Below are 18,906 nucleotides of genomic sequence, written 5' to 3'. Positions count from 1 at the left end.
AATTTGACAAAAAAGCACGTCATGCTGAGCATGACGTGCTTTTTCTGCTTATCAGGGAAGTGCTTAATGCTGAATAACATACTGCCGGCTGGCGGCGCCCTGGGCCACGTTTACACTCACGTTGCCGAGGGCAATGGCGCTGTCGGTAACCTCGAAAACGGGTGCCCCGTAGGTGCCGCGCCCGAAGTTGGCCCGGAACTGCTCCGCTTCCTTGGGCGCCACCTTAACGCGGTAAGCAGTCGTTGGGAACGCGCTGGACATTACCACAAACGACTCATTATCAGCATTATATTCTTTTAGCGTAAAACCCTGCCAGCTGCCGGTGGCCGCGTAAGCCGCGAGCATTTGGGCCATGCCCTGCTGCTGAAACGCCTGCACGCGCTCCAGCTTGTGCGAAGTGCGGGCCTCGAAATCCACCGTTTTTTCGAACTCGCCCTTGCGCGCCCACTTTTCGTAGTTGTAGCGGGCGTAGGCGCCCACGCGGTCGGCCGTGCCGGGAATGCGCCAGAGCTTGAGGTGGCCGTCGCGGCTGACGCTTACCAGGCTGTGGCCGTTGGGGCTGAAGGCCAGGTTTTCGATTTCGGCCGTGTGCAGGTCGCCCGACAGGTCGGCCACGAGCAGGCCGGTTACGGCATCCCATATTTTCACTTTGCGGTCGCCGCCGCCAGTCGCAATCAGCTGCCCATCGGGGCTGAACGTGGTGGCCCACACGTCGGAAACGTGGGCGGCCAGCACCTGCGTGCACTGCTGGGTGCGCAGCTCCCACACGCGGGCAGTATTGTCCCAGGCCCCGCTCACCACGTAGCGGCCGTTGGGCGAGTAGCGGCCATCCCACACTTCGTCGGCGTGGCCGTTGAGCACGTTCTTCTGGTCCCAGGTGGTGGTGTTCCACACGCGCAGGGTGTGGTCGCCGCTGGCCGTCAGCAACTCGGTACCGGCCGGGTTAAAGGCTACCGACGTGATGGCGTTGGAGCGGCCCTGGGTGGTTTTGGTGGGGTTGTAGGCTGCATTGGCCGCGGAAGCATCGGCTAGCTTGGGCTCTTTGAGGGCCGCCACGCGCTGCCCGCTAAAGGTATCGAACACCAGCGACTGGCCATCCCAACCGGCCGTAGCCAGCAGCTTGCTGTCGGGGCTGAATGCGACATCGCGCACGTAATCAGTATGTTCGATATTCTTACGCAGCAGCTCGCCCGTGAGGGCATCCCAGAGAATGAGCGCGTGGTCGACGCCGCCCGAGGCAATGTAGCGGCCATTGGGGCTGTACTTCACGGCCACCACGTCGTCGGTGTGGCCTTTCAGGGTGAGCACGGGCTGGTGGGTGGCCAGCTCGTACACCACCACCGAGTGGCCCAGGCCGCAGGCCACCACGCGCTTGCCGTCGGGGCTGTAGTCTACGCCCAGCAGCGGCGACTTCGCATCAATATCAATCAGCAAAGCCGAGCCAGGCTGAATCATGGCGGGCTGAATAGCAACGGCCGTGCTGGCCGTGCTGGCCGGGGCCTGCGCCCGGGCCACCGGGCCAGCCAGCAGCACCGCGCCAAGGCTTGCTGCCAGGCGGCAGGAAAGAAAGAGGGGGCCGGAGCCAGTAGATAAGAAAAAACGCATAAGTAAGTAGAAGGGTAAGAGGTAGGCAGCGTAGGGTAAATAGAATTAATACAGGCCACCCACCCGGCGGTCGGGCAGGCTGGGCAGGGCGGGCAGCGCCCGCGGGGGGCGGTGCTCGGCGGAAGTGGTGTCGGTGAGCGCGGCCAGAAAAGCCAGCAGCTGGCTGGCCTCGGCCGGGGCCAGGGGCTGGGGGCGGTGCGCGGTATGGAAGGCATCGCCCAGCACATCGGGCAGGGTGGCGGCCTGGCCATTGGCGCCGTAGGGCGGCGTGAGCACCACGTTGCGCAGGGTCGGGGTTTTCACCCACTCGCCGGGCCGCACCAAGTAGCGGCGGCCATCGCGGAAGGCCGGGGCCGCGTGGCAGCTCCCGCAGCCGGCCGGCCCCCTAAACAGCCGCTCGCCGGCAAGGGCCGCTGGCCGCGGCGGGCCTGGTCGTAGGCCGCGTTGTTGCTCACGAGGCTGGTTACGTAGGCCGCCAGGGCCGCATTGACGCTGGCCGCCGTGATGTCGGCCCCCAGCGCCTGCCGAAAAGCCAGCCGGTAGGCAGGGCTTTCGGCCAGCCGGCCCGTTAGCTGGGCGTAGCTGCTGCCCAGCTCCTGGGGGTTTTCTACCACCTGGCGCACTACCTCGCCCAGGTTGGCGGCCCGGCCATCGTGGAAAAAGGCCCCCTGCCCCGCCGACGCCAGCAGCGTGGGCGAGTTGCGCGGGAGATTGGCCGTGAAGCGTAGCGCCCGCGAAGTACCCCGGTGGTCGGTAAATGCTTTTTCGGGCCGGTGGCACGAGGCGCAGCTCCGTTTGCCATTGCCCGAGAGGGCCGGCTCAAAGAAGAGTAACTTGCCCAGCTCACGGGTTGCGGCCGGGTGGGCTGAGGTGGCCACGGACCGCCCACGGGGACCGGCGCAGCCCATCAGCAACAAGGCCAGCACCCCATATTGAACTATTACCATGCCCCCGTTTGTATTTTGCTTTTAATTTGTAGTACTACAAAGCTAAAAGCGGCCAGATATCTAAAAGCTTGGTTTCGCTCAATAAGCACCGCAGCCAGTTCGATGCCCCCCGGGGCTATGGCAGCACCGCCCCTGTTGCGTACAGAAATCACTACGCGGGCCACCCCCGCAGCAGTAAGCCAATGAAAATCCTGGGTTTTAATGACTCTTTTGTGGCTGCCATCGTGGCGGGCACCAAGGTGCACACTATTCGCGAAGGCCAGCGGTGGCGGGTGGGTGAGGTGGCGCACTTTTGCGTGCGCGCCCACCAGCCCGACCAGCGCGAGTTCTGGTGGGCGCGGCCAATCTTAGCCATACAGGCTATCGAACTGACTAACAATACGATGCAAATAGATGGCCGCCTGCTCGCAGCACCCGAGCTACTGGCCCTGGCCCAAGCCGATGGCTTCCCGACCACGCAGGGGCTGTTCGCCTTTTTTGCCGATAAGCCCCTGCCATTTCAGGGCCAGCTGCTGCACTGGACCAGCTGCCGCTACTAAGTCAGAGCTTACGCGAAAGGTCTTTTTTAGCCCCGGCGGGGCGATATGTCACTAGCAAAGCGCTCGAAACCAGAACCATAGCCCCGTAGGGGCGACACTTGGATGCCCCGCGGGGCAAGGGCCACCCCCACAGGGCTTTGTTGCTCTTACCTAGCTAGTTACTGGCAATATATCGACCCACTGGGGCCAGAACAGAGCCTTCTGCGTCAGTTGGGCAAGCGGCCAGCCGACTCGACCCCGGCAGCCCGCCCAACGCCCATTCGAACAGCCACCAGGCCCTATTATGCATCTAATTAACAATCAATAACTTATAAATAAAATCGTCCGCCTGATTTCGCCTAGCTGTTCAAAGCCACTACCAACATCCCGGTCATTGCTACTAATTTTGCCTGATTTCAGCCCTATCGCCGGCGGGCACAACCCTGGCGGCGAAGGGCGGTTGTGCCTGGTACCCTTTACCCAGTTTCATGCGTTTTCAAACCGGCCGGCGGGCCATTCAGCTGCGGCGGCAGGCTTCGGCGCCGCTCCGATTCAATCCTTTTGTTTTCAGCCGCACCTTTTTTCTGTGGGTGCTGGTGGGGCTGGTGGGCGGCATTATTGCGGGCGCCTACTGGCTGGTGCTGGCCCAGCTGCTGCGGGTCACGGCGCTCGTTACGGGCTGGTGGGTGGTGCCGCTGATGGGCGGCGCGGGCCTGCTGGCCGGCCTCATCATTCACCGCCTCGGCGACCCCGGCGAAATGAGCCTGCTGGTCAACAACATCCGCTTTCGGGGTGGGCGGCTGGAGCCCAAAAACAACCTTTCCATGGTGCTCTCGTCGCTGCTCTGCATTGCCAGCGGGGGCAGCGCCGGCCCCGAGGCCCCGCTGGTGCAGGTAACCGGCTCCACGGCCTCGTGGCTGGCCCAGAAGCTGCGGGTGCGCGGCGAGGGCCTGCGCACGCTCAGCATTGCGGGCATGGCGGCGGGCTTCACGGCCCTGTTTGGCGCGCCGCTGGGCGGCGGCCTGTTTGCGCTCGAAATACTGCACCACAAGCACCTGAGCGAGTATTTCCAGGCCCTGATACCCGCCTTTGTGGCCAGCTGCGCCAGCTTCATCATCTTCATTCTAATAACCCGCATCGGCATTGGCCCCATCTGGCACTTCCCGGTGAGCGGCACGCCGCAGCTCACCGACGCCTTTTATGCCGTGGGCTATGGCGTGGTGGGCGCGGCCGTGGGCTGGCTCTTTATTGCCACGGTGCGGCAGCTGCGGCAGGGCTTTGGGCGGCTGGCCGTGCCCATTTATGTGAAAATGGGCGGCGCGGGGCTGCTGCTGGGCCTGCTGGCCTACTACGTGCCGCTGGCGCGCTACTTCGGCCACGAGGAGTTGGCCGAACTGCTCGAAGGGCACTTCACGGTGGCTTTTCTGCTTACCCTGCTGGTGGTTAAAATCGTGGCCATTGCCCTCACCGTCACGTCGGGCTGGCGCGGGGGCTTCATCATTCCGCTGTTTTTTGTGGGGGCCACCGTGGGGCTGCTCATCCACACCGTTTTTCCGTCGCAAAACCTGCCGCTGGCCATGATTTGCTGCATGGCGGCGCTCAATGCCTGCGCCACGCGCACGCCCATCAGCACGGCTATTCTGCTGGCCACTCTCACCGGGTTTCAGCAGCCGATACCCATCCTGTTTGCCAGCCTCACCGGGTTTTTTCTGGCTCCCAAAACGCCGCTCATCAACGCCCAGTTGGCCGTGCCGGGCGCGCACGATGACTAGCGAGGCGGCTACCTGACGAAACGATTAGCAGACAGACATATTCTTAACTATCTTTCTGTCAGTTAATTACTAACCTATGGGTTTACGGCGCGCTCCAGTATCGTGTCTACTTCCAGCAGCAGCACGGCGCTCACCAGCAGGTCGTGCAGCAGGAACAGCTCCTCCAGCGAAAACAGGAATACCTGGCTGGCCACGGGGCCGGGCAGACTGAGGCAGCGCTCGGTAGCGTCGAGGGTGGCCAGGGCGTGGTGGCCGCAACGCTCGGCTACGGTGCCACGCCACTTGCGTAGCTCGTGGGGCAGCAGGCGCAGGCCCACGTGGCCAAAGCAGAGGTGCAGGCAGCACCGGCCGGCGCATTGGGCAATGCAGCCCAGCGTGTTATGATGGAGGCAGCGCGACATAAGGCAGCAGGGAAAAAGGAGCGTGGTACCTAGTACCGGCCCGGGCACCCCGCTCGCAATGGCCTCACCAAGAGCCAATAGTACCAATTTAATGGTCGGGGTACCCAAGCCGGGCTTTAGCGCACTCCCACCGCCCCAGTTCGGTGCCGGGCGGGCGGAAGCAGTTGCTTTTATGTTTAGACTCTTTCTAAACATAAAAGCAAATGTAGCGGCCAGCCCCGCAGCAGGCAAGCTTTATTTAGAATTTATCCAAATAAAGAAATTACCGCTTCGTCTTTACTCAAACCCGCCGCCGCCGGGGTCCTTTTCCTCCTTGCGGGGCTTGGCGGCCTCGCCATCGCGGCCAAAGCGGTAGCTGAAATTGAGGAAGCCCACCCGCGACTCGCGTTTGTTGTAGCTCACGGCATCGAGGCCGGGGCCGTAGGCGTTGAAGTTGTAGCGCAGCGTGTTGAACACGTCGGACACGCGCAGCGTGAGCGTGCCCCGGTCCTGGGGCAAGAAGGTATACTTGGCGGCGGCATCGAGGTTGACGGCCGTTTGGCGGCGGCCCTGCGCCGTAACCACCGGCGAACGGTAGTTGAGCGACACCTGCACATCGAGCTTTTTTATGGGCGTGATGGTCGTGTTCAGGCGGCTCGTGTACACGAAGCTGCTGTTGGTAATGTCGGTATTGGCCACGCTGCCCCGGATGCTGCGCCGGAAGGCCGAGGCCGTGCCACTCACCTTCCAGAACGCGGCCAGCGGCAGGCTGCCCACCACTTCGAGGCCGTAGTTGATTTCGTCGCCCAGGTTGATGCGGCTCGTGCTCGTGACCTGGTTGCCGGTGAGCGGGTCGGCAATCACCTGCCGGAACGACTTGATAGTCTGGCTCTCGACGCTATAAAACGCCGTGGTAGCCAGCGTGGCTTTGTTCTCAAACGACTTCTGGTGGCCCAGCTCCGCGAGGTCGATGTACTCGGGCAGCAAGTTGGGGTTGCCGGTGCTGAGGTTGAGCGGGTCGGCGCGGTCGGCGAAGGGGTTGAGCTCGCCCTGGTCGGGGCGCTGCACCCGGCGCGAGTAGCCGAGTTGCAGGCGCTGGTCGCGGGGCAGTTCGCGGGCTAACGTGGCACTGGGAAATAAATTGAAGTAGCTGCGCCGAAACTCCTCCCCGGTGATAACTTGCAGCCCGTGCGTGTTGGTCTGCTCCAGGCGTAAGCCGCCCTGGTACTGCCACTTGCCGCGCTCACCGCCCAGGCTAGCGTAGGCCGCCTGAATGTACTCCTGGTACATAAAAACAGACTGCTGGTATATAACCGGCTGGGTGCTGCCGAAATCGTACTGGTTGTTGTAGCGCCGCCAGGTGCTTTTGGCCCCAGCCTCCAGGCGGCCCTTTTCGCCCAGCGGCTGCGCAAAGTCGACCTGCGCCGCGCCCTGGTCGAGGCGGTTGTGAAAGGACTGCTGCTGCACAGCGCGCACATTATCAGCTATATACACCACGTCGGAGACCACGGCATTGTCGCTGCGCAGGGGCGTGTACACGGCCCCGGCCGAGAGCGTGCGGCCGGGCCGGGCGGGCCACACGCGGCGGTAATCGAGCGTAAAATCGGCCGAGCGGCTGCGGCCGGCGGTGGCGTTCTGGCGGTCGGTGCTACCCACGTACACGGGCTGGCCGAGGGTCAGGTCTTGCTGGCGCGAGCGCAGCGCCTCGGCGGCAGTGCTTTGGTTGAAGCGGGGCTGCACGGCCAGGCTCAGGGTCTGGTCGGCGGGCAGGGTGTACTCCAGGCCCAGGCGCACGGCGTGGGTGGTTTGGTAGGCCTGGCCGCTGCGGTCCTGGCGCAGCAACAGGCTGTGGGGCAGCGTAGTGGGCAGGCCGGTAGCGGGGTCAAGCACCGGCGCGGTGGTCGTCTGGTCGAGGCTGCCGAGGGTGAAGCGCTGGTCGTGCCGAAAGTCATACGAGCCAAACGCGTTCAGCTTGTTGCGGCGGTAATTGAGCGTGAGCGAGGTGTTGTATTTGTTGCGGGTGCCCGCGCCGGCCGCTACCGTGCCGTTAAGACCATCGCGCTGGTTTTTCTTGAGAATGATGTTGATGATGCCGCCCGAGCCGGCCGCGTCGTAGCGCGCCGAGGGATTGGTAATCACCTCAATCCGGTCGATGCTGCTGGCCGGAATCTGGTCGAGGCTGGTGCCGTTGCCACCGCCGGCCGCCCCACTGGGCTTGCCGTCGATGAAGATGGTGACGCCGGGGTTGCCGCGCAAACTCACCGCGCCGGTCTGGTCCACGCTCACCGAGGGCACGTTCTGGAGCACGTCGGTGGCAGTGCCGCCCACGGCGGTGAGGTCCCGGGCCACATTCACCACCCGCTTGTCGAGGTCGGCCGTAACGGGCGGGCGCTCGGCCCGCACCACCACTTCGGCGAGCTGGGTGGCGGCCGGGCGCAGCCGTAGCGTGCCCAGCTGCGCCACCGGCGCGGCCCCGGTGAGGCTGAGCGCGCGCCGGCCAGTGCGATAGCCCAGCACGTTGGCACGCAGCACGTAAGTGCCCAGCCGCAGCTTTTCGAGGGCAAATGCGCCGGCCTCCGTGGTTTGCGCATCGGCCACGGCCGTGGAGTCGGGCAGGCTCAGCAGCACCACGGCGGCAAAGGGCAGCGGCTGGCCAGTGGCCGCGTCGAGCAGGGTGCCGCGCACCGCACCGGTTTGGGCCTGGGCCAGCCGGGGCGCGGCGGCCAGGGCTACGATGGTTAGCAGCCCGGTTATTTTTTCAGTAAAAGACAGCATAGCGCGCAAGCAGAGCGCAAAGCTACCGGCCGATTCTGGGGCAATTCTGAGTGGCGGGCGGTAGCTTGGGCCTTGGCACTACCCGTCGGGGGCACTCACTTTGGCCATTTCCTTAACTTATGCGCACACAACCACCCATCCTGTCGGCCACCGCAGCCCTAGCCCGGCTGCAGGAAGGACTAGCTGTGGCCAACGCCACGATTATGGATAAGCTGGCTCCTGCAATCGGCGACAATTGGGGGCACCCGGTGCAGTTTGAGCGCTGTGTTATCGAGGATTTCGACGGCTGCCTCACCCAGTTTACCAGGCCGGTAACCTTCACGGCCTGCCATTTTACGAACTGCTCCTTCGTATTTGCCTACTTTCTGCAAGGCTTGGTTATCGAAAACTGCACCTTTGACAACGACCTGGATTTTCAGGCTGGCGGCCATAATAGCCCTGGATACCCGGTAGTTATCGAGAATTGCCACTTTCTCGGCTTCGTAAATTTCTTCGACTGTTGGTACAAAGGCGAGGTTATCATCCGTGATAATCTATTCAGCAAGGGAACAAATATTGACAGCAAAAAGCAGCTCATCACGTTTGACATTGCGCCTATCAGACTGGGCAATAATGGGGTTCTAACTGTCGAAGCTGAAGAGGAACTACGCTAACCCAGCCTGCTATTTGCCCAAACTTATCCGCCGACCGACCGTTTGGCGTAGCAACTGCACTACGCCACTATGCCACTTCGCTACTCGCTAGCCACCCTGCTGCCCCTGCTTACCCTGCCGGCCCTGCGCCTGGCGGCGCAGCAGGCCCCCGCCCCTGCCGACACCCTCAATGCCCGCGCCCTGCCCACTGCCACCGTGGTGGGCTACGGCCAGCGGCTGCCGCTGCGCCGCATGGCGGCCGGCGTGGGCGTAGTGGATAATACTATCATTGAGCGCTTTAACGAAAATTCGCTGGCCTCGGCGGTGAATACGCTGCCCGGCGTGCGGCTGGAGGAGCGGGCCACCGCCAGCTACCGCATCAGCGTGCGGGGCAGCACGTTGCGCTCGCCGTTTGGGGTGCGCAACGTGAAAATGTACTACTTCGACATTCCCTTCACGGAGGCCAACGGCACCTCGCCGCTCAACCTGCTCGACCCCGCGCAAATCGGGCGCATCGAGGTGCTGAAGGGGCCGGCGGGCAGCGTGTACGGGGCCGGCACGGGCGGCGTAGTGCGCCTCGAAAACCGCCGGCCCACCGGTGCGGCCGGCACGGGCCGGACGCAGGTAGGCTACGCGGTGGGCTCCTATGGGCTGCGGCGCTTCACGGCCACGGCCGAGGCCAACGGCCCGAACGGTGACTACTGGCGCGCCCAGTACGCGCATCAGCAGCTGGCCGGCTACCGCCAGCAGAGCGCGCTGCGCCGCGAGGTATTTGCCCTCGATGGCCAGCTCTCGCCCTCCACCAAGCAAACGCTGGCGCTGCACGCGCTCTATACTGATATTGATTACCAGCTGCCCGGCGGCCTCACCCGCGCCCAGGCCGCGCAAGACCCGCGCCAGGCGCGGCCGGGCACGGCCTCCGCGCCCGGCACGGTGGCCCAAAAAACGTTCTACGCCTCCCAAACCGGCCTGCTGGGGGCCACGCACACGTACCGCTTTTCGGATAAGTGGCAGGCGGTGAGCACGCTCTACGGCCGGGCCAGCAGCATCCAGACGCCCTACCTGGTGGACTGGACGCGTGAGGCGCGGCTGGAAGGCGGCGGCCGGGCGGCCCTGCACTACCGCGGCCAGCTGGCCGGGCGCACCCTGCGGGTGCAGGGCGGCGGCGAGTTTCAGGCGGCCTTCGTCGATTCGCGCAGCTACCTGAACGTGGGCGGCGCGCCCACCACGCTGCGCTACGACGATGAGATAACGACCCGCACGGGCTTCGCCTTTGCGCAGGCCGACTACGAGCTGCCGGCCGGGCTGCTGCTCACGGCCGGGGCCAGCTACAACCGCCTGCGCTACCAGATTGCCCGCGTATCGTCGGCCGCCACCAACCCCGGCGGCTACGTGGTCACGCAGGATTTCCGGCCCCAGGTGCTGCCCCGCGTGGCGCTACTCAAGGAAATTACGGGTCAGGTTTCGGCCTACGCCAGCGTGAGTGGCGGCTACTCGCCGCCCACCGAGGCCGAGCTGCGCCCCTCCGATGGCACCATCAGTCGCGACTTGCAGGCCGAGCGCGGCACCAGCTATGAGGTAGGCAGCCGGGGCACGCTGCTGGGCGGCCGCCTGCTGTTCGACGTGGCCCTGTTCGATTTGGAGCTGCGCAACACCATCGTGTCGCGCTCCAATGCGCAGGGTATCCAGCTGTTTGCTAATGCGGGCACCACCCACCAGCGCGGGGCCGAGGTGGCGGCCAGCGGCTACCTGTGGCAGCCCGCGGCCCCGGCCGATGCCGCGAGCCCGGCGGCCGGCCTGCGCGCCTGGGCCAGCTACGCCTACAACCGCTTTCGCTTCGGCAGCTACGAGTCGGCCACCGGCCAGCAGTACGGCGGCAACCGGCTCACCGGCACCGCGCCCCACACGCTGAGCGCGGGCCTCGATTTCAGCCAGGCGCTGGGCTTCTACCTCAGCCCCACGGTCAGCCACCAGGCCACGCTGCCCCTCAACGATGCCAACACCGACTATGCGGCCGGCTACTGGGTTTTTAGCAGCCGCGCCGGCTGGCGGCGCACGGTGCTCGGCCGCTTGCAGCTCGATTTGTACGCCGGCATTGAGAACGCCACCGACCGGCGCTACAGCCTGGGCAACGACCTCAACGCCTTTGGCGGGCGGTATTTTCAACCCGCAGCGGGCCGCAACTACTACGGCGGCGCGCTGGTGGGCTGGCGCTGGTAGCGGGCAACCCTACTGTACCACCAGCTTGCGCACGGCCGTGGCCGACTTGCTCAGCGCGCTCACCAAGTACATGCCTTTTGGTAAGCTGCTGATATCTAATTTATTAACTCCGCCAGCGAGGGCCAGCTGCTCCATCACCTTGCCGCTCACATCCCGAATCACGAGCTGGCAGGGGGCCGGGCCCACGGTTACCGACAGGTAGCCACTGGCTGGGTTGGGATACACTTGCAGCTGCGTGGCCAGCGCGGCATCGGCCACGCCGAGTGCGGCGTGCGGCTTGATGAACACCGAGTCGAGGTAGGCTATCCGGCCCGTGAGCCAGTTAGCGGGGTACGTGAGCTGCGCGGTATCGTATTGGTAGTCAGGCCAGGCCAGGTGTTCGCGCTCGTACACGTTGCTGGCCAGCAGGTACTGGTTGTGCTGCGTAAACTTGGCCACAATGTGCTCCTTGGTGACGACCGAGGCCCGCAGCTCGGCCCAGCGGCTAGCCAGCGCCGCCCGAAAGCCGCCGGGCGCGTAGTCCTTTTGCAGCCGGTCGTAGAACCCGTTGGAAAGCAGGTCGTCCGTTTCCGCGTCGTTGGCCCCAAACCAATTGTTGCCAAACGTGCCGTCGAGGTCCCAGGGCACGTAGAAATAGGGCTCGTTGGGCTTGTACTTGGCAATGTAGGCGTTTTTACCGGTGTTGTCGGCGGCCCGCAGCAGGTTGATAAAGATGAAATAATCTACCGCATTATCCAGCCGAAACAGGCTCTGGTATTGGTTATAAAATTCAGCATCTGAGCCGTTTACCACCAGGTCTACGAAGCTGCGCAGATTGGCCCAGTCCGTCAGCTCCGATGGTTCCTTGTACTCGAAGCCGCCCCAGATGAGACTGCTGTTGTCAATCGGCGGCACGCTCACGAAAGTGCTCGCCCCATCGGCCGCGTTAATGCCTTTGTAGAGCTCGCCCTGTATTCCCTTATTGTACTTTTTGAGCTTCAGCTGCTTGCGGTCAACCCGTTCGGTAAGCGAATAAATACCCTGGTAGCTTCCATTGAGAAATAACTCTGCATAGGCCAGGGCGATGCCGTTCTTAGCATCCGGCTCCTTCGCCTGATAATACAATTTATTCATTTCATCCCACAATTCGTAGGCCACTTTGCTCCGCAGCCGCAACTGGTCGGTGTACATAGCTTGCAGGTTCCACTTGCTGTTGGTGCGCATCCCGAGCAGCGCCAGGTCTTGGGAAGCCGTGCCCAGCGTGTCGGCCCACAGGTCGAACCCATACGATTTTTTAGGCAGGCTCTGCGACCAGCCCCCCCGAATCTCGATGCCCATTGCCGACTGCATAGCCGTGCCAGCCGTGTCTACCAGCGAGAAGACCGCGCGAACACCTGGCTCGTCAACTATTTGATAATGAGTATTAATCTCAATAATAGGTAGCTGGGTAAAATACAGTGTATAGTGGGTGCTGCCGGCGGTAGCCGGGTAGGCTTGGCGAGTGTTTACCCGCGCTACCGGCTGCGCCAATACGAACTCCTGCCCACGCAGGCGGAGCGCGCGCAGTGTATCGTGGCCGGCGTTGAGCTGGTGCACGGGTGCATTAATCAGCACCAGGTGTTTGGCGGAATCGACGTGGGCAAATTGCGGGTCGATGGTCAGGCTACCTTGTGCATGCGTAGCACTGGCCACTACCAGCAGTAGTATAGAAAATAGTATTTTTTTACTAAAAAAATGAACTTTAAACCTTGACATTATATTGTTTAAATGTTTGCTTGCAGAAAAGACGGAATACTCAAAAAGTGCCGCAATATTCGGTACGAAAAACTAGTATTTCTCCGCGAAAATGCCTGCGCTCGCTTCTACTTTCAGCAAATATTTGATTATCAAGTCGCTGGGTTCGACAGAAAATAATTCCCTTGTGCAAGAGAGAACTACTACTTTCTTTTTCCAGCAACCCGTGCAACGCTTGGTGCCAGGGATTTACCAGCGTTAACTTGGCTTTTCTCCGCTACTTATCTTTTGACCGCGCTTCCCGCATGAATTATCTATCTACCTATCTTTCAAGGCTTTTACTTAGCATAGTGTGGCTGGGCGTGGCTAGTGGCGGGGCCTGGGGCCAGCGCTTTGCGGCCATCGGCGACTACGGCTATGCGGGGCCGGCCGAGCGCGACGTGGCCAACCTGGTAAAGAGCTGGAACCCAGACTTTATCATCACGCTAGGCGACAACAACTACGATGTGGGCGACTCAACTACCATCGACCAGAACATCGGGCAGTACTACCACGAGTACATCTATAACTACAAGGGGCGCTACGGCCCGCGCACGTTCAGCAACCGGTTTTTTCCGTCGCTGGGCAATCATGATTACTACACCCGCAATGGGGAGGCGTACCGCGATTACTTCACGCTGCCCGGCAATGGCCGCTACTACGACTTTGTGCGCGGCGATGTGCACCTGTTTGCTCTCGACAGCGACCCGGCCGAGCCCGACGGCATTTCGGCCCGCTCGGTGCAGGCCAAATGGCTGCAAGCGGCGCTGGCGGCGTCTACCTCGCGCTGGAACGTGGTGTACCTGCACCACGCGCCACACTCATCGGGGCCCCACGGCGGCACGATGGCGCTGCAATGGCCTTTTCGGGAGTGGGGGGCCTCGGTGGTAGTGGCGGGCCACGACCATGACTACGAGCGCCTGCGGGTGGATAGCCTGCCCTACATCGTGAACGGGCTGGGGGGCCGCAGCCTCCACCGCACCAACCGGCCGCGAATGGCCAGGAGCCAGTTTTTCTTCAATAGCGACTATGGCGCCATGCGTTTCGTGGCCACGCCCGACAGCCTGACGATGGCGTTTTTCACCCGCAAGCAGGAGCTGGTTGACACCTACGTGCTCCGCCAGGCGCTCAGCCCCGAGCCCCGGCTTTACCCGGTGAGCCCCAACCCGTTTCGGGAAACGACGCGGGTGACCTTTTCGCTACCCACCGCCACTACCATAGACCTGCGCGTGTTTAACTCGCTGGGGCAGGCAGTGGCCACCCTGCGCCAGGGGCTGGCCACTGCCGGGTGGCACGAACTGGAGTGGGCGCGCAGCGGGCTACCGGCCGGCTTGTACTATTTGCAGCTGCACGGCGGCAACTCCTCGCGGGTAACGAAGGTGCAGATTGACTAGCGCCCCGCCTGCTCAGCCACTTGGCGCAGCACCGTGTGGTAGAGCTCAGCAAGCTGCCACTCCTTGGTGTCGGATACCTGGCCGTCGCCGATTTCAATAATAATTGCCTCGCCACCAGCCGTATAGGCTACGTCAACAGTGTAGAGCCAGCGGCTTTGCAGCGCTGCCAGCGCGGGCCGCAAGCGCGCCGGCAGCGGCTGGCCGCTGGCCCCAAACGCCGCGCCCCGCACGGCAAAAAACCGCTCTTCGGGCTGGTCGGCCAGCGCCACAAACTCGCGGATAAACAGCTGCTCACCGGGGGCTACGTCGTGCTTGCGCAGCAGCGCCGCCACGTCGGCCAGGGAGGTCACTACCGAGTCGGCCCCGAACGACTTGGCCAGGCCTTTGACAAAACAGCGGCCATCGGCGCGCAGAAAATCGGCCACAGCGGGCGCAGCCTCGGCGGCCGGCGCAAACACGCTGCGCGGCGTGAGCGGCGCCACCGCCGCGTACCAGCCAGTGGCGTAGTGCGAGGCCAGGTACTGCGCGGGGCTGACCAGCAGCGGCGTAAGCGCGGCCAACTGCCGGTACTCCGGTTCGCCTAGCATCCAGCCCCGGTACAGGGTGGGCCAGGCCACGGCGGGCGGCTGATAGAGGCGCGGCTGCTCCGCATCATACAGGCATACCTGGCAGCCCAGGCGGCGGGCTTCGGCGGCTTCGGCGGCCCACATGGGGTCGAGGGCGCGGCTATAGGGCAGGCTGGGAAGAATAATATTGAGCATAAAATGCTGATTTATAGATTATTAATCAAAACCATTACTCCCCGCCCCTACAACGTAACCCCGATGCCCGGCCCGAACAGCAGAAACGGCTTACCGGCCGACAACAGGTAACCCCCACCCAGATAAAGCGGAAACGTGAGCCGCGCCCCCGTGCGTATCGGCACCACCGAGCCCAGGATGACGATGCCCAGGTCGCGCGTTACCGTTGCGTTGTTGGACAGGTTGAAGGCGTTGAGGGCCACAAAGCCCGCCCCAATGCGGTAGGGCCGCAGCCTGTTGATGCGGTCGGGGGCGTAGAAGCTGAGCTGCGCCAGCGTGGCCAGGCTGATGCCGCCGAAGCTGTTGTAGCTCGACTCGCCGGCGTACTTGGTGAGCAGGCCGGCCGGGAAGCTCACGCTGATATCGAAGTTGACGTGGCGGCGCAGCACCAGCTCTATCTGCTGCGAGTAGCCCTTGGTGCCGCCGTACTGCCGGGCGTCGTCGCGCACGGTGATGATGATGCGGTACCAGGCGTCGAGGTCGTAGGTTTTGCGGCCCAAGATGCTGTTGAGGCTGAAATTGCCCACCTGGCAATCGTTGCCCTGGTAGTAGGCGTAGCGCGGCGACGACTCGCCGGGGCACACAACCAGCTGGTCCACTGTGCGTTGGTCAATGAGATTGCCTTTTTCGTCCACCGTGCGCACATCCATCGTCAGGTACTGGCGGCCGTAGAGGATGCCGCTCTCGTCGATGGCGTTGGCATTGAAGCTAAACACCACGTCGGGAATCGTTTTGTCGTAGAGCACCGGGCCGTTGAGCTGGGTGATGGGGCGCGCGCCGTTGCCGTAGTTCACCTGCACAAAGCTGAGCGGGTGGGGCCGCTGGGCCTCCTTCACGGTGAGGCCAAAGGTGGTGGGCGTGCTGGCATCAAACACCACAATGCGCTTGCGCACGCTGCTCAGCGGCACCTGCACCCGAAAAATAACCACCTTTTCGGAGCGCGTAGACGAGTCCGACGGGATGATATTGGCCCCGTCGAAGTGATAGCGGCCCTTCAGCAGCGACTCGCCTTCGAGGCGCACGTCCACGGTTTCGCCGGGGTTGATGGTGGTGTTGCTGCCCCAGTCGCCGCCCCGGTGCAGCACGCTGAGCGTGGTGATGGTGGGCCGGGGCGTAATGTCGAAGTTGGTGATGTACTTGGCCACGTCGCCGTCCTTTATGTAGAGGTAGCCATCGGCCTGGCGGTGGGTGTTGTACACGCGCAACTGACACAGCACCCGGTCGTTAGACAAATAGCTGCGGGTAAACAGCTCGGCCACGAGCGCGCCGCCGGGCTCCTGCTGGGCCTCGATGCGGTAGGTGTGGCGCAGCTCGAAGTTGTGGCCATCGTCGAGCACAAACTCGGTGCCCTGGCTGCGGCCGGCCTCGTCGTAGGTCACGTCTTTGCGCTCGGCGGTGAGGAAGCGCAGGCGGCTGGCCCGCACATTGAAAGCCAGGCTGAGCGGGGGCAGCTGGTAGGTGAGGCGGCCCGCGCCGTCGAGGCGGGGGCGCTCGCTCTGGGCGCGCACCGTCACGGTGTGCGGCCCCAGGGTGTTGGGCACGAGGTGTAGGAAGAGGCCGTTTTTCTCGCGCGTCAGCTTGTAGTCGATGTCCTGGTTCTTGGTCCACTCGTTGGATACGCGCACATTGGCCAGGTTATTTGTGCTGATTTCCAGCACTTTCTCTTCGCCAATGAATAGCTCGGGGCTGGTGAGGCGCAGGTCGAGGGTGGTGCGCGTGAGGGGCAGCAGGCTCACCAGTTGCTGGGCCCGCGCCGGCTGCCCGGCCGAATCGGCGGCCGGCGCAAAAGCCAGCCGCACAAACGGCGCGCCCGTGAGGTTGCGGAAGTGCAGCATGCCCCGGTACTCGCCGCCCGGCCCGGCAACGAGCGAGTCTTGCACCACAAACTCGGGCGAGGGCAGCAGGCGCGGCGGGCGGCCGGGCCGCAGCGGCACGAGGCGCAGTTCGGCCACCTGGTCGTCGTTGTGGTAGTAGAAGTAGAGGCGCGGCTCGCCGGCCACGGTCAGCATCTGCTCGCCCAGGGTGTAGCGCACGGTGTCGAAGGTGAGCGACAGGCTGCGCAGCAGCGGCGTGTTGGGGGCGGCGCCCTGGGCGCGGGCCCCGCCGGCCGCCAGCAGCAGCGTGAGCAGAATGAGCCAGTATTTTCTTAGCATAGCGAGCACGGGTTATCGCTGCAAAGGTCCGCGCCAGGGGGCCACAGGCCAACCCAATAGTATTTTTTTTAGGCAGCGCCCGGGTTTTGTGGGCCGGGCCCTTAAACCCGGGGCGGGGGCCGGCATCCCAGTCGGGGCCGCCAGGGGCTGCGGGCCACGCCGGCAACCCACGCGTTCACGCAATGCACACGGGTGCTAATCAAACCTTTCGGACCTTCCTACTCCCCCGTTCTCTACCCTATGCCCCGCGCCTTTAGTTGCTGCCTGCCGCTGGCCTTGCTGGCGGCGCACCTGGCCGCCGCCGCCCCGGCCCCGCCGCCCGACTCGCTCGCCACCGCCCCACCGCCGCGCCTCACGGTGGGCTTCACCTCGGCCAGCCGCACCACGTATTTGCAGCGCGTGCCCGAGCGCACCAACGACAAGGGCTACCTGGGCACCACCCTCACCTACCAGGCCCCGGCGGGCTTCATCAGCTCGCTCTACCTCAACCATTCCTACGTGTACAAGATAATAGGTGAGCCCTTTATAAATTATGGCGAGGCGATGGTGGGCTGGCAATCGGTGCGCAACTCCGACACGTACTGGACGGTGCAGTACACCCGGCTATTCATTTACGGCGAGAGCGCGCTGGTGCAGAGCTCGTTGCGCAATGATTTCAGCGCCAGCGTTACGCAGTTTTTTGGACTCGTTACGGCCAGCCTCAGCGCCGACGCTTTCGTGGGCAGCACCCACGATTTTATCCTGACCGCCGACCTCAGCCACCGCTTTCAGCTGCCCGTGCTGGGCCACGACACCCTCTCAATAGAGCCCACCATAGAGCTGGGGGCCGGCAGCCAGCACTTCTACGCCGCGTCGCTGGCCACCACCTCGCGGGTGAAAACCCGGAAGCGCGGCGGCACTACCACCGTGCTCAAGGAGCCGGCCACGCCCGCGTTCAGCACGCTGGGCTACACGCTGTCGCTGCCCGTTACGCTGGCAGCTGGGCGCTTTAGCGTGGCGGCCACCCCTAGCTACCTCGTGCCGCTGCACGTGCCGGTGGGCGGCTACGATGCGTCGTTTTTTTATTTCACGCTGGGAATTAGCCGCACGTTTTGGTAGTGAAAATTGGCTCTTAATCAGCACAGTGCTGGCTACTACTGGCGCGCCGGGCGGCCCGGCGGGCCCGCGCGTACCTGATATCCTGCCAGATAGCCCCGACAAAGAAATTGAGGCGGTAGCTGTAGTACCACCCGTTGAAATCTTCCTGGTAATCTATTTCCTTGAGCGACACCCGGTAGCCCGCCGCGCCACTCAGCCCCACCCAGCGCGTGGGCCTGAGCAGGACGCCCAAGCCAATTTCGGCCGGAAAAAACAGGCCTTTGCTGTCGGTTGTCACCTTTCCGTTTTCATCCGTCACGGTGTAGTGGCTGCGGCCCATGCCCACATCAACCGGAATGCTCAGCTCCAGCCAGCGGCTGTGAAAAAAGATATAGGCAAAATTAGGCGTGAAATACGTCAGGCTCAGCTCGGGCGTGAGCGTGTCCTTAAGCTTCTGCCGCTTGCCCTTGCCCGAGTACGTGTAGAGCTGCGAGTAGCTGCGGCGTAGGGTGTAGCCCCCCAGGCCCAGCCGGTAGCGCTTGCCGCGCGGCGTCAGGCCCAGGTTGAGCCCGATGATGCGCACGGCCGAGGCCTGCACAAAGGAATTGCGATTATCGAGGATAATGCTGGGTACAAACCGCGCCACCCGCACCGGGCGGGGGGCTGGGCTGGCCGTACTGTCGGCCGGTTGCTGCGCATGGGCCGGCAGCGCCACCAGCAGCCCCCAAAAGCCCAGCGCTGCATGAAGCAATTGTGAAGATATACAGGCTTTTACGGTGCAATACAGCATGGAGGGGCAAGATAATAACCTGCCGCCGCCTTGCCACGCCGGGCGCGTAGCCCACACGCTCGGGCGTGGTTTTTTACCGTTTGGCGGGCGT

Annotated in this window: 15 protein-coding genes; 6 read left to right on the top strand and 9 right to left on the bottom strand. The window is 63.5% G+C overall.

Features of this window, described 5'->3' with window-relative positions:
• Nucleotides 1-63: 63 nt before the first annotated feature.
• From QMK33_RS05900 to QMK33_RS05890, 3 genes are read right to left on the bottom strand one after another with little or no spacing between them, the layout of a single operon-like run.
• A complete protein-coding gene (locus tag QMK33_RS05900; RefSeq protein ID WP_283563637.1) occupies nucleotides 64-1,605 on the bottom strand; it encodes a WD40 repeat domain-containing protein in 1,542 nt (513 codons plus the stop codon).
• Between the two features lie 45 nt (nucleotides 1,606-1,650).
• Complete coding sequence (locus QMK33_RS05895) at nucleotides 1,651-1,908, bottom strand: hypothetical protein (RefSeq protein ID WP_283563636.1); 258 nt, start codon at nucleotides 1,906-1,908, stop codon at nucleotides 1,651-1,653.
• The gene (locus tag QMK33_RS05890; protein ID WP_283563635.1) at nucleotides 1,905-2,552 is read right to left on the bottom strand and encodes a cytochrome-c peroxidase; all 648 of its coding nucleotides are present in this window, start codon (nucleotides 2,550-2,552) and stop codon (nucleotides 1,905-1,907) included. Before QMK33_RS05890 ends, QMK33_RS05895 begins: the two co-directional genes overlap by 4 nt.
• Nucleotides 2,553-2,734: 182 nt before the next feature.
• Between QMK33_RS05890 and QMK33_RS05885 the strand changes: the two genes are divergently transcribed.
• Both QMK33_RS05885 and QMK33_RS05880 read left to right on the top strand, forming a co-directional pair.
• A complete protein-coding gene (locus QMK33_RS05885; protein ID WP_283563634.1) occupies nucleotides 2,735-3,091 on the top strand; it encodes an ASCH domain-containing protein in 357 nt (118 codons plus the stop codon).
• A gap of 467 nt (nucleotides 3,092-3,558) precedes the next feature.
• The gene (locus QMK33_RS05880) at nucleotides 3,559-4,842 is read left to right on the top strand and encodes a chloride channel protein (protein WP_283563633.1); all 1,284 of its coding nucleotides are present in this window, start codon (nucleotides 3,559-3,561) and stop codon (nucleotides 4,840-4,842) included.
• Between the two features lie 74 nt (nucleotides 4,843-4,916).
• Here QMK33_RS05880 and QMK33_RS05875 read toward each other — a convergent pair whose 3' ends face one another.
• The gene (locus tag QMK33_RS05875; RefSeq protein WP_283563632.1) at nucleotides 4,917-5,243 is read right to left on the bottom strand and encodes a hypothetical protein; all 327 of its coding nucleotides are present in this window, start codon (nucleotides 5,241-5,243) and stop codon (nucleotides 4,917-4,919) included.
• Between the two features lie 276 nt (nucleotides 5,244-5,519).
• The gene (locus QMK33_RS05870) at nucleotides 5,520-7,997 is read right to left on the bottom strand and encodes a TonB-dependent receptor (RefSeq protein WP_283563631.1); all 2,478 of its coding nucleotides are present in this window, start codon (nucleotides 7,995-7,997) and stop codon (nucleotides 5,520-5,522) included.
• Nucleotides 7,998-8,116: 119 nt separating this feature from the next.
• On the opposite strand from QMK33_RS05870, the gene QMK33_RS05865 reads away from it, so the two are divergent.
• Entirely contained in the window at nucleotides 8,117-8,650 is a 534-nt protein-coding gene (locus QMK33_RS05865) for a right-handed parallel beta-helix repeat-containing protein (protein WP_283563630.1), read from the top strand.
• Nucleotides 8,651-8,719: 69 nt separating this feature from the next.
• Nucleotides 8,720-10,849: a TonB-dependent receptor family protein gene (locus QMK33_RS05860; protein ID WP_283563629.1), complete on the top strand. Its 2,130-nt coding sequence runs from the start codon at nucleotides 8,720-8,722 to the stop codon at nucleotides 10,847-10,849.
• A gap of 9 nt (nucleotides 10,850-10,858) precedes the next feature.
• Here QMK33_RS05860 and QMK33_RS05855 read toward each other — a convergent pair whose 3' ends face one another.
• Nucleotides 10,859-12,520 (bottom strand): CotH family protein, encoded by a 1,662-nt coding sequence (locus tag QMK33_RS05855; protein ID WP_283563628.1) that lies wholly within the window; start codon nucleotides 12,518-12,520, stop codon nucleotides 10,859-10,861.
• A 392-nt stretch (nucleotides 12,521-12,912) separates the two neighbouring features.
• On the opposite strand from QMK33_RS05855, the gene QMK33_RS05850 reads away from it, so the two are divergent.
• Complete coding sequence (locus QMK33_RS05850; RefSeq protein ID WP_283563627.1) at nucleotides 12,913-13,995, top strand: metallophosphoesterase; 1,083 nt, start codon at nucleotides 12,913-12,915, stop codon at nucleotides 13,993-13,995.
• Here QMK33_RS05850 and QMK33_RS05845 read toward each other — a convergent pair.
• Nucleotides 13,992-14,756, bottom strand: coding sequence for an ATP-grasp domain-containing protein (locus QMK33_RS05845; RefSeq protein ID WP_283563626.1), 765 nt, complete (start codon nucleotides 14,754-14,756; stop codon nucleotides 13,992-13,994). The two genes, QMK33_RS05850 and QMK33_RS05845, sit on opposite strands and share 4 nt — an antisense overlap.
• A gap of 47 nt (nucleotides 14,757-14,803) precedes the next feature.
• A complete protein-coding gene (locus QMK33_RS05840; RefSeq protein ID WP_283563625.1) occupies nucleotides 14,804-16,948 on the bottom strand; it encodes a hypothetical protein in 2,145 nt (714 codons plus the stop codon).
• A gap of 240 nt (nucleotides 16,949-17,188) precedes the next feature.
• Here QMK33_RS05840 and QMK33_RS05835 point away from each other — a divergent pair, with 240 nt between their 5' ends.
• Complete coding sequence (locus QMK33_RS05835; RefSeq protein WP_283563624.1) at nucleotides 17,189-18,046, top strand: hypothetical protein; 858 nt, start codon at nucleotides 17,189-17,191, stop codon at nucleotides 18,044-18,046.
• Nucleotides 18,047-18,059: 13 nt separating this feature from the next.
• Here the strand turns inward: QMK33_RS05835 and QMK33_RS05830 are convergent, their stop codons facing one another.
• Entirely contained in the window at nucleotides 18,060-18,776 is a 717-nt protein-coding gene (locus QMK33_RS05830) for a hypothetical protein (RefSeq protein ID WP_283563623.1), read from the bottom strand.
• Between the last annotated feature and the right edge of the window lie 130 nt (nucleotides 18,777-18,906).

The sequence above is a fragment of the Hymenobacter sp. H14-R3 genome (genome assembly GCF_030063445.1).
Lineage (GTDB): Bacteria > Bacteroidota > Bacteroidia > Cytophagales > Hymenobacteraceae > Hymenobacter.
Note: the sequence above shows the minus strand (reverse complement) of the source record. Positions and strands in the feature narration are given on the sequence as shown.